The 10,191-nt window shown below is 47.0% G+C and carries 11 protein-coding genes; 3 read left to right on the forward strand and 8 right to left on the reverse strand.

Annotation, left to right across the window (positions count from 1 at the left end; translation table 11 throughout):
• Window positions 1–99 precede the first annotated feature (99 nt).
• The 5 genes from IQ257_RS19775 to IQ257_RS19795 all read right to left on the reverse strand — a co-directional run bounded on the left by IQ257_RS19775 (window position 100) and on the right by IQ257_RS19795 (window position 4,935).
• Entirely contained in the window at window positions 100–378 is a 279-nt protein-coding gene (locus tag IQ257_RS19775; RefSeq protein WP_193878218.1) for a hypothetical protein, read from the reverse strand.
• A 186-nt stretch (window positions 379–564) separates the two neighbouring features.
• On the reverse strand, window positions 565–1,344 hold the full coding sequence (locus IQ257_RS19780) for a hypothetical protein (RefSeq protein WP_193878220.1): 780 nt from the start codon (window positions 1,342–1,344) through the stop codon (window positions 565–567).
• Between the two features lie 160 nt (window positions 1,345–1,504).
• Window positions 1,505–2,203 (reverse strand): hypothetical protein, encoded by a 699-nt coding sequence (locus IQ257_RS19785; RefSeq protein WP_193878222.1) that lies wholly within the window; start codon window positions 2,201–2,203, stop codon window positions 1,505–1,507.
• A 567-nt stretch (window positions 2,204–2,770) separates the two neighbouring features.
• The gene (locus IQ257_RS19790; RefSeq protein WP_193878224.1) at window positions 2,771–4,240 is read right to left on the reverse strand and encodes a ParB/RepB/Spo0J family partition protein; all 1,470 of its coding nucleotides are present in this window, start codon (window positions 4,238–4,240) and stop codon (window positions 2,771–2,773) included.
• Complete coding sequence (locus tag IQ257_RS19795) at window positions 4,240–4,935, reverse strand: hypothetical protein (protein ID WP_193878226.1); 696 nt, start codon at window positions 4,933–4,935, stop codon at window positions 4,240–4,242. The genes IQ257_RS19790 and IQ257_RS19795 overlap by 1 nt, the downstream gene beginning before the upstream one ends.
• Before the next feature lie 132 nt (window positions 4,936–5,067).
• Here IQ257_RS19795 and IQ257_RS19800 point away from each other — a divergent pair, with 132 nt between their 5' ends.
• The gene (locus IQ257_RS19800) at window positions 5,068–5,403 is read left to right on the forward strand and encodes a hypothetical protein (RefSeq protein ID WP_193878228.1); all 336 of its coding nucleotides are present in this window, start codon (window positions 5,068–5,070) and stop codon (window positions 5,401–5,403) included.
• A gap of 30 nt (window positions 5,404–5,433) precedes the next feature.
• On the opposite strand, the gene IQ257_RS19805 is transcribed toward IQ257_RS19800, so the two are convergent.
• Window positions 5,434–5,892 carry a hypothetical protein gene (locus IQ257_RS19805; protein ID WP_193878230.1) on the reverse strand — a complete coding sequence of 153 codons (459 nt, stop codon included), beginning with the start codon at window positions 5,890–5,892 and terminating at the stop codon, window positions 5,434–5,436.
• 2 nt (window positions 5,893–5,894) lie between these two features.
• Complete coding sequence (locus IQ257_RS19810) at window positions 5,895–6,032, reverse strand: hypothetical protein (RefSeq protein ID WP_193878232.1); 138 nt, start codon at window positions 6,030–6,032, stop codon at window positions 5,895–5,897.
• Between the two features lie 93 nt (window positions 6,033–6,125).
• Here IQ257_RS19810 and IQ257_RS19815 point away from each other — a divergent pair, with 93 nt between their 5' ends.
• The gene (locus IQ257_RS19815; protein ID WP_322744402.1) at window positions 6,126–6,428 is read left to right on the forward strand and encodes a helix-turn-helix transcriptional regulator; all 303 of its coding nucleotides are present in this window, start codon (window positions 6,126–6,128) and stop codon (window positions 6,426–6,428) included.
• A gap of 109 nt (window positions 6,429–6,537) precedes the next feature.
• Complete coding sequence (locus tag IQ257_RS19820; protein ID WP_228060858.1) at window positions 6,538–8,436, forward strand: NERD domain-containing protein; 1,899 nt, start codon at window positions 6,538–6,540, stop codon at window positions 8,434–8,436.
• A gap of 156 nt (window positions 8,437–8,592) precedes the next feature.
• Here IQ257_RS19820 and IQ257_RS19825 read toward each other — a convergent pair whose 3' ends face one another.
• The gene (locus IQ257_RS19825; RefSeq protein WP_193878236.1) at window positions 8,593–9,678 is read right to left on the reverse strand and encodes an N-6 DNA methylase; all 1,086 of its coding nucleotides are present in this window, start codon (window positions 9,676–9,678) and stop codon (window positions 8,593–8,595) included.
• Window positions 9,679–10,191: the final 513 nt, after the last annotated feature.

Raw genomic sequence — 10,191 nt, forward strand, 5'->3', positions numbered from 1 at the left:
TGAGTTTCGACAAGCTCAACTGCCGCGAAGTCGAAAGGCTAACATGATGGTTCTCGGCAAAAAATCAACCCTCATAGTGAAGGCTGAGTGAAAAAGGGGTTATTGTTGAGCAAAGAGGTGTTCAATTTCTTCGGAGAGCTGTTCCTCAAGGTCACAAGCTAGAAATTCAGCAAGACTGAAATAAGTCTCTTTTTCTGTCCAGCTTTCGTCGTCTTCGTGCGAACTTTCTTCTTCTTCATACGGGTCGAACCCGACTTGTTCAACAATCCAACTCCAGCACTCCGGGTCATTGTGACACCACTTGATGAGTTCAATAATTTCGTTATCGCTCTTGTCTTCAAAGTGAGTGATTAGGGTATGCAGAGGTAATAAGTTCATTGCTGTTCACTTCTATTTATGTTGTTCACGCATTTAGAAGCGATAGCGACTTTCATGCACCTGTTACCAGCGGAGGAGCTGATTGCTTGTGGAACACTGAGCTTGTCGAAGTGCAGCTCTTCGCCCCGCTCATCCAATCAACATGAGCAGGGCGTCCCTTCGACTAAGCTCAGGGTAAACCCTTATCTATGCTTTTGTGATGCCGATTGAGCGCAACGCAGCTTTCATCTGCACTTTGACAACTTGTGGTTTACTACCTTTGAGTGAATTTGGGTCAATGCCATGTTTTAGACAGGTAGAATGGAGTTCATCCCAGGTCATTTGGTGGACAGATTTTGGCTTGGGGAACTGATTAGTGATGCCTTCGGCGGTTCGCGGAGCGACCATCGCCTGTTGAGGTGCTTTTGTGTCAGACGCTCCTACGTCGCTACCGCTTACGCTATTTATGGTGAGCGATGTCGAACCATCGGTAAAGTCTCTTTCAATAGAGTGGAACACTGAGCTTGCGATGCCCTGAGCTTGCCGAAGGGTCGAAGTGCCGTCATTATGAGTAGCCATAGCTTGCACCTGGGGCTTGGGTAGATTCAGACGTGCAGCGATTTCGGAGATGCTACTGAATCCATAAGTCCGAGGAGAGTTATCCCGATAGCTTTCACGGGTAACTGGCTTGTTAGAGTTTGAGACAAATTGCCAGCGGCGTCGCCATTCCTCCTGGCTGATGCAGCGACTAAAAGTAGGTGGTTGGGTGACGGGTTTCTTGCCGTGTTTAGCTTTCAGTGCGTTAAGGAAGCGTTCGGCGATATCGTTACGCTTAATGGTAAAGATTGCAGTATCGCTCTTGGCGTCGATGTGGCTGGTAAAGCGGATATCTTTGGAGCGTAGCCACTCAGCAGCAAGAACGAATTGAAACCGGGGAACGTAAAGATTGTAACGGGCGGTTTTGGTATTCCAAGCGAAGTAAGTCATGGGAAATTCTCCTGAATGTAGTGAAGCCTGACTCGGTTGAAGGGTATGAGTCAGGCTTGATATGGATGTGGATAGAGCTAGAATTCGAGTTTAGGTTTAGGTGAGGTGACGTCGCGACGAATGACCTTGCCTGCTAAACTGATATGGATGTGGATGAGAACTAGAATTCGAGTTTAGGTTCAGGTGAGGTGACGTCGCGACGAATGACCTTGCCTGCTAAACGCTTGGCGATGTGGAGGCGATTACCGTTCTTGGGTTGATTGAAGCGATCGCAAAGAGTCTGTAACGTATCACGGGGTAAGACTTTAAGCTCGTCGATTGTTAGGATTTCGGTTGAAGGGTCGATCAGTTCAGGTTCGGCTACGGGTAGCAGGTAAGGCAAGTCAGCAGATTGTGTGGAGTGGTCACTGAGCTGCGTCGAAGTGTGGTGTCCGTTACCATTACTATTACTGTTGCTGGGAGTAGTCTGCGGTTCGACTTCGCTCACCGCAAGTGGCGTAACATCAATGAAGTCGTCTTCTTTGTCAACGGTTGGCAAGGGATGCTCAAACTCAGCGTTCGACTGAGCGCTCACGCCGAAGTCTATCCGATGACGGTTTCGCAGGGATAGGAAGGCTTGCTCAAACTCCTCAATGGCTTCGGGATTATTGGGATAGGCAGCGTCTAGCGCATGATAAGCTTTGTGAGCCATATCTAATGCCGTTTTCACGGTGCCTTGAGCAGTTTGTTCGAGTTGCTGCTGCTGATAAAGGCTGTTCAATGTGTCTTGAGCCTGTTTCAATTGCTGCTTGAGCTGCTCAACAAGGTTTTCTGCGGCGGAAATGGCTTGAGCGGTTTGTTGATTCAATGTGTCGAACATCGAGGGATGACTCCTAAAAATGTGTTGATGAGGGGCTAGCTAACCTCATTTCATTACGCGCGATAGCGCTTCTTTTAAGGAGTTCAGAGGATTGTTACAAGAATTCAGCCCGAATAACTCTTAACCCACGTCTTTTAAACGCTCACCTAAGTTCTTGACAGTCAAAAGGTTAAGGACTTCCGTAGCCTTAGTATTCCCTCTTGAGCTGAAGTGGCTCCAGATCGCAACCTATTCTGCAAATCTTCTGGCTTGTTTCTTGAAATACCCGACCTTGTTCTTGTAGATGATGGGCTTTGGATCTCAAGTAGTAAGTCCTCTTCTCTACGTTATTACCTGAAAATTACTGAAAATTCGGGTAGTAACTTCTACCACCTAGCTCTAGGTTTAGTCGGATGCGATAGCGAAGCGCTGCTGCGTTCGCCTTTGGCGTCTCCCCTTGGGAGAAGCGCAGATCGCATCTCACCTTTTACCCAAAGGCGATCACTTTCCACCTAGAGCCTTTCTTCGTACTATATTCCCAATTTTTTTGAGTAGGCTCCTACCACTAATGACAAAGGCGCGTGAGAACTATCCTGGTTGCTGGCGTTGGTTAAGTTCCTGTGTGGCAAGCTTGATAATTTCATGGAGCCACTCATCAGAACGAGAGTCAACCTGAATTTGTTCTGGACTTAACTGTTCAATCCTCGCTAATAACTCATCACGCTCTACTGTTACTGTTTCCAATTCCTGTTTCAGATATTCAATTTCTGCCAATCTATCCTTTGAAAGCAGTCCTAAATAAGGCTTCATATCTCCAAGCGTTTCTTTCAGTTTACCCAGAATCAGGTTATCAATAGTACCGCTAGAAATCTGCCGCAGTTCGTTACGACATCTCCAGTCCATCTCTAAAAACTCATCACTCGCCTGTGCCAGATTATCCTCAATAAAGGCATAGAGTTCTGTTATCGTCAGACACTCCGTTAAGCTAGAGGGAAATAAGTTATTCGATTTGGGAAAAGGTTCTACGGCTTCACTGGAAACAGTGCTGGAAGATACCGCCGTATCTTCAGAAAGTGGCTCAGGTTGACACTCATCAACTCGAAGGTATTCATATCCCCCTGTGTCAAAGGATACAGTTACTCCATCTCTGTTCGGGCGTCCGCTGACAGTCCCCCGCATTCCCTTAAACGGCGAGTTTTCATTAACTACAATTATGCGATCGCGTACCGCAGGCCAACCTAAGTCTACAGTTGTCCCGGCTGTTGCTACAGCCACAGAACCTGGTTTTCTAGAGGCGGGAGGCTTTAACAATTGGTAAGCCGCATGAACGCTCTGCTTGTTGAGCGTGTGTCTGAGAACTCTAGCAAACTCCTGGTTCTGTTCAAAATGAGTTGCCGTCAGTTTATCAATTTCTTCCACTACTTTGGCAGCTTTGTCATAATTGCGACCTGAACCCAACCCAACACGAGAGGCGATCGCATCTCGTGTTTTCCCCTTTCCCCGAGGTGGAAAATTTTCCACCTCGGTAGCCTGGTTCTGATTCTGTTTCAAGTTTGCCAAAGAACGCTCTCGTGCTTTCTCTCGCTCAATACTCTCCCAAACTCGACCCTCTCTCACCTTCTGTTCAGCCGTTTTATCCCTGGTCGCATTTTCCAGTAACAGAGCTTCCAGTTCTGCCATTTCATCACTAAATTCTCGCACAACTATCGGCACTTCGTTCCACCTCAACTCAAGAGCCACTTTCCAACGTCGATGTCCAGAAATAATTCGCCCGTGTTGAGACACAACGATTGGCTTCATCCAACCGGACTGCTGAACCAGCTCAACCAGCGGTGATACATCCTCATGCTCTCCATAAATACGGTCGTTTTCAGGATGAGGTTGGAGCCGTTGCGGGTCAATACTCGTTTGGTTTAAAGGTATAAGCAGAAGTGTATCTTCCTGTGATGGAGACCACTCACAGTAAGAACAACCAACCCCTCTCCGATTAGGTAAAAGTCTTGCTCCGCATTCGGGACAGGTATCCGTTGAATCGGGTTTGACAACCGCTGCTACCATCACTCTACTCCCATCATTTTCTTCAAACTCAACAGGACATCAATTAGACTCGTACTCTGGCGAGTCTCCCACCAACCCCTTTCCAGACACTTTCTCAACCATCCTTCAGGATTGCGGGTTGTTCGATGTCCACCTCGCTTGTGAAATAGAGCCAAGGCTTTCTTTAAATCCTCTGGATCAACACCAGCCAATACCTCGGCTGCGGCTTCTGGCTCGTAGTTAATCCCAGCTTCTTCACAAAGTGTCAAACACTGCTCTAAGTTAGAAGCCACTTGATCGTCAACTCCGAAAAGGGCTGTGGTTAGATCTGCTGTTGCTGCTTGTCCACCTGGTTCAGCATTACTAGGGTTTTCGGGCTGTTTTTTGGGAATTGGCGATCGCTTCTGGGACCTTTTCGGCTTCGGATTCAGCAAAAAATCAATGCTTTTCACCGTCCATTTCCAAACGAATGAGGTAAATTTTTTGGCGTGGATAATTACTCCAGCCTCCATCAATTGCTCTACAGCTCGTCGTACAATACGGTTATCGTGAGGTTTGCCTCGCTTGGCGGCGACCCACTTGTTGAAGTCTCTGAGGTCTATAATTTCGTCAGCGCCTTCGTCCATTTGAGTCAAGAGCCATTCATAAAATTTAATGGCGGTGGGGGTGAAGCCTTTTTCGATGCAAAACCCTAAATGCTTGGTTGTCCATGTCATAGTTAAACTGTCCGTTGAATGGCTGCTGTTGAAAAATTTCTAGGGGAATTGGGTACTTATTAACCCTTAGTTTAATTTAATAACGGTAATTTAACCAAGGGTTAATAAGGAACTTTGGCGTAGAATCGAGATATGAAATGGAATGAAGCTTTCAATCAAACGCTGAAGGACTTTGGGATAAGTGCCAAGTGGCTTTCCCAAGAATCGGGAATTTCCGAGGTTTTTATCAGCCAGTTCAGAAAGGGTCGAAAGGATGCGACCACAGGCGTTCTGGCGCAGCTACTTGAGCCTCTACCCCTGGAGGCAAAAAAGCAGTTTTTTGGTCTGCTGCTGGGGACTGTACCTCAACCGGAGTATCTGTTTGAGGAAGTGTTGGAAAGCCTACCCAAGGAAAAGAAGAAGAAGCTGGCAATCCAGCTTGTTGAGTCTATCGCTAGGGAACCGGAGCTAATGAGTACTTCCTCTTAGATGCTCCCAATCTTGAACACGATTGCGAATCTAACAATCAGGTGGATCGAAAAACATCGTGAATTTAGCCGCAGGTACTCTTTGGGTTAAGAAGCGAAGATGATCGCAAGCATCTTGCCTGTTGAAGAATCTGGCAATCGTGCAGCGAGTCGCATTGGGTAACAGTTGAGCAATCGCCCAAGGTTTTGAGTACCCTTCAGGGTAACGACCTGTACCCCGGTAGAGAGAGGGTTTGGGGGAGAGGGATGATTGAATAATCTGAATCAGGCGATGGCGTTCCGCTGTGAAATCCTTGGGTAAAAGTGTCCACTCTGCAACTGGGGCAGGCAACCAGGTGAGGGTGTAACCTTTTGAGATTTTAGATTTGGATGCAAGGATTTTCCAGGATAGAGTGCCTTTTACCTTAAGGACTTGGTAGCCTTCTGTCACAAGAGCCATAGCAATTCTGTCGCCTTCGTTAAAGAGGCGAATCCATTCGTTGTGATTCATGGCTAATTGTTAATTGCTAATTGTTGAGTTGGGAGAGGGAGAGTATTTTCTCCATCCCAGTTGACGAATTGTCCAAGTAAGGCGATTGCAATGCGTGGAGCTATCGCTCGTGCTAGCGATCGCCTAGCTTGAGGATTCATGGAGTAATCAGGTTAAGCTACGCAAATTCCTCTATCAATGAGAAACTACGCATAGATAAGACAGGGAAACAGGAAGTATAGGGACTGCCATAAATGTTTCCCCGTCAGTTTTTTGTTCGCAAAGTGACGAACCGTCACTTTGCTGGTACGATGGTAAACGATAAAAGTCAAAAGTTCAACCCTAATGTGCCAACTTTAAAGCAAGTTCGTGAGCGTCTTGGCATGACCCAGGAAGAGTTTGGGAAAGCGTTAGGAATAGCTCGCGAGACGATCAATCGTTATGAGAGGGGGGTTCACCAACAACTAAAATTTTCTGTTTCTCAAGTAAAGCGATTAGTTGAACTGATGGAGGAAGCCGGGATGTCAATCAAGGATTTACCAGATGACATAGATTAACCCCCTAAAAATTTATGTCCTGTACCCGGACACCCTAAATGTTTCCCCTGTGGCGACTGTAGCGCATAGGATTATTGTATGAGCGCTGTGAGGTCAATCCGTTGTGGCGATGATGATTCCTGATTCAATCCCTACCACAGCAAGTGAAGGAGAAAAAACGCTCTATGGCGTGCTGCGCGATCGCCTCCCCGATGATTTCCTCGTCTGGCATGAACCGAGAGTAAGCGATCGGTATCCAGATTTCATTATCCTGGGGTCAACATTCGGGCTGCTGATTGTCGAGGTCAAGGGTTGGTATCCCAGGCAGATTATCACAGCTAACAATAATTTTTTCGAGATCAGGCGAAAGCAAGGTCACACCAGTCGAATTGAACGCCAGAAATCCCCTCTGCGCCAAGGGCATGATTACTTAACAGCAGTACTAGACAAGCTCAAGAGCTACCCGATTCTGACCCAACATGATGGCAACTACAAAGGTAAGCTGGCTTTCCCGGTTGGTGTCGGTGCAGTCATGTCCAATATCACCGAAGCTCAAGCCCGATGCAAAGACAAAGACAAAGACATTTATTCATTGCTGGAGAAGCCCCAGGTTGCCTATCAAGATGAGATGCGGGCGTGGATGAAATGGGGGGAACGTGAGCTAATTAGTCGGTTTCAAGCTATGTTCACCATCCGTTTTTCCTTCCCGGCACTCTCCGATGAACAAATCCGCACGATTAAAGGTGTGCTTCATCCAGAGATGAAGATTAAAGAAGTACCTGCCACCTCCAAAAGCGCTCCTTCAGGGATAAAACTACCATCAGGCAGCTCAGTAATTGTCGGCTTGGACATTGAGCAAGAGAGAATGGCGCGGCAGATAAAAGACGGTCATCATATATTCGCTGGGGTAGCAGGTTCTGGTAAGACCCTGATTTTACTGGCTCGGGCTAGGGCACTGGCTAACCGCCTGTTAGAGCATCGCATCCTAATCTTGTGTTTCAACATTCCCCTAGCCTCTTATCTGCGCTCAGTTCTGCACGGTGATGACCAAAACCCCCAATATAGAGAGCGGATTGAAGTCAGGCACTTTCACAACTGGGCGCGATCGCTCATGGGTCGCTTACCCAATCTTCAAGAATTCAACAACAATGACGAACAATACAACCAGTTCCTGGGTGAACAGGTGCTATCCATTTTGCAGCAGCAGCCCCCAGACTGGAAGTGGGATTCGGTACTAGTGGATGAGGCTCACACCTTTTCACCCAACTGGTTCCGCTGCTGTGTAGCCGCCTTGAAAGACCCTATCAAGGGCGATTTGATGATAGTTTCTGATGGCTCTCAGAGTCTGTATAAGCGTCAATCCTTTAAATGGAAGTCAGTGGGAATTCAGGCTCAGGGACGAACCAAATATCTGACGCTCAACTACCGCAACACCCAAGAAATTCTCACCGCTGCCTGGAACATTGTCAAACCGATTTCTAAGGGTGAAACCTCTGTAGATGATGACATTACTTTCCCGATAGTCAAACCCAGTGCAGCGCTGCGGCATGGCTCTAAACCCGTGCTGCATCGGGTTTCATCAAAAGTAATGGCAGTGGAAGCGTTAGTCAAACAAGTGCAGCAGCTCTCTGAGTCCGGTTACGCGCCGGGGGATATTGCAATTATCTACCGCTGGAAAGCCCGTAGCGATCGCACCTTACTCAAGGGGATGATCAAGCAGCTTAATGACTTGGGGTTGAGAACCTATTGGATTACGGAAAGCGATAAAACCAAGCTGAACTACAGCGTCAAAATACCAGGGGTGCGGATTGTCACAGCCCTGTCATCGCTGGGCTTAGAATTTAAAGTTGTTCTGATCCTGTGGGTGGAGCAGTTCGCCGATTGCTGCTTTCCCGATCAGGAGAAATCAGCCCTGGCTCGACGGCAGCTCTATGTGGCAATGACTCGCGCTGTCGATGAGTTGCATCTGTTTGGTAGTGGTTCGATGGCAATTTTAGATGAATTGGAACTAACGGGAGCAGCGATTTGAAAGGCGTGTAGGAGAGGGGTTAAACACCCTTTACTTTCGCGTTAATTATAACACAAACTCGTTCTATAAGAACGAAGCTTTAGACCCAATTTTTCGATAAAAAATCCCCGGCTATTGCCAAGGATAAGTGCCACCTAGTTACGCTTGGGAAGCGATTTAAAACAAACAGCCTTGATAATAGTCGGGTTCTAACGAATCAGGTTTACTACCTTTCTTCTTCCGCTTCTTTATGGGTTCAAACCGCCACTGTTGCTCGGTATCATGTTCTGTATCAGCCAGGTACTCAGCCACATCAGGTCGGGATGAAATTGCCTGATTATTCGTCAAATCATCAGAGACTTTTTGACTAACAGTTTCCCCGTCGCTACACTGAACGTGACCATTACAGAGTGGAGCATCAAGGAAGGGAAATGGCTTTACCATCCACGGGGCGTAGAGATAGCCGTTAACTAAACTGGCTTTAATGACAGTGGGATTGATGTCCTGCCCATACAACCGGAAGGAATAATTGGAAGCATACAGCAGCATTCGACCTGTGCCAAGGCAGGGGTCGCACACGGTTTTGATGCGATTATCTTCTCCCCCTTCGACTTCGCTCAGGGCGTCGCTTTCCATCAACATTCGTGCCATCATATTCACGACGGGCATGGGAGTTGGATAGAAACCCAGATGTTTGCCGTGTTGGTTTGCGGCTAGAATTCCACCGAAATAGTCCCACGGATAGCACATCAGCCAAGCTAAGTTGAAGTACTGATACAGTCGCATGGATGCACCCGTACATCCTGATGGTTCTGATGGTTCTTCTGGTTGCCCGTGATAGCCGAAGCCGAATAGCAACCAATCCATGAGATAATCGAAATACTGCCAGCTACTCCAACCTAGCCAACTGCCGTGTTGGGGAATCAAATCGAGGCACTTTTCAATGTGATTTCTGGCACCGCTGCCTTCTCCTTCTGCATTTCGGCAAGAGCCAAAATCAACACCTCGGCTCCGCTCGGTGTTGAAGCTGAGCGAAGCCGAAGCTTCAAATTCAATTTGTGGGATGGGTTCTGGGAGTAGTTCGCCTGCCATCATTATCTTTGCCCAATAATCCCAGCGCTGCCAGGTCATCATATCGATGTCTAGCAGATAGGGAATCATCCAGCCGTGTTTCAGTTCTCGTTTGAGATTGGCGTCAATTTTATTGGGTTTCCACTTGCTTAGTTGGTCTTGCAAGTGGTAAAGTCCTTGTTCATTAGCCATTATTCAGCCTCAAAAACGCTATGCATTAATGCCGATAGGCTGAATAAAAAAACCCTCGTAAACTGACTTTTCACAGCATCTGGGGAGAGGTACAAGGTTGTGCAAGACTATTCGCTAACACTTCCCCAATCACTCTAAGATACCTTGAAATCAGTTAAAGTAAAATTTCATCGTTGGGGTGTTGAATGAATCAGGACAAAAAGTCAATAGTGGAAAAATGTCAATTTGGAGATCAATGTTTAACCAAAAGAGCAATACGGCGGCAATGGACTAATCTTGCATATAGCGTTTTCATTGGAGATGTAAACAAGCAGTAAACAAGCAACCCTTACCCAGTAAGGGTTTCAGTGCTTTGGCTGTACACGAATCATCTGAAAACACTATAGCGCTCTTTTGTCACTCTAGGAAGAGGAAAAGTGGAAATCAGTCTGTTCTTGAGCTGTAGGGATAGCTCCCGGAAACCGATTCATAAAAGAAATTAATCGAGTAAAACCCACTTCTAAAAGTGGGATG

Source organism: Coleofasciculus sp. LEGE 07092 (assembly GCF_015207375.1).
Taxonomy (GTDB): Bacteria; Cyanobacteriota; Cyanobacteriia; order Cyanobacteriales; family Coleofasciculaceae; genus LEGE-07092.

Excerpts from the sequence above, each read along its gene's own strand:
- IQ257_RS19820 (WP_228060858.1), top strand. The coding sequence starts at position 6,538 with ATGATGATTCCTGATTCAATCCCTACCACAGCAAGTGAAGGAGAAAAA.
- IQ257_RS19790 (WP_193878224.1), bottom strand. The coding sequence starts at position 4,240 with ATGGTAGCAGCGGTTGTCAAACCCGATTCAACGGATACCTGTCCCGAA.
- IQ257_RS19810 (WP_193878232.1), bottom strand. The coding sequence starts at position 6,032 with ATGAATCCTCAAGCTAGGCGATCGCTAGCACGAGCGATAGCTCCACGC.
- IQ257_RS19815 (WP_322744402.1), top strand. The coding sequence starts at position 6,126 with ATGTTTCCCCGTCAGTTTTTTGTTCGCAAAGTGACGAACCGTCACTTT.
- IQ257_RS19805 (WP_193878230.1), bottom strand. The coding sequence starts at position 5,892 with ATGAATCACAACGAATGGATTCGCCTCTTTAACGAAGGCGACAGAATT.
- IQ257_RS19785 (WP_193878222.1), bottom strand. The coding sequence starts at position 2,203 with ATGTTCGACACATTGAATCAACAAACCGCTCAAGCCATTTCCGCCGCA.
- IQ257_RS19775 (WP_193878218.1), bottom strand. The coding sequence starts at position 378 with ATGAACTTATTACCTCTGCATACCCTAATCACTCACTTTGAAGACAAG.
- IQ257_RS19800 (WP_193878228.1), top strand. The coding sequence starts at position 5,068 with ATGAAATGGAATGAAGCTTTCAATCAAACGCTGAAGGACTTTGGGATA.
- IQ257_RS19825 (WP_193878236.1), bottom strand. The coding sequence starts at position 9,678 with ATGGCTAATGAACAAGGACTTTACCACTTGCAAGACCAACTAAGCAAG.
- IQ257_RS19780 (WP_193878220.1), bottom strand. The coding sequence starts at position 1,344 with ATGACTTACTTCGCTTGGAATACCAAAACCGCCCGTTACAATCTTTAC.
- IQ257_RS19795 (WP_193878226.1), bottom strand. The coding sequence starts at position 4,935 with ATGACATGGACAACCAAGCATTTAGGGTTTTGCATCGAAAAAGGCTTC.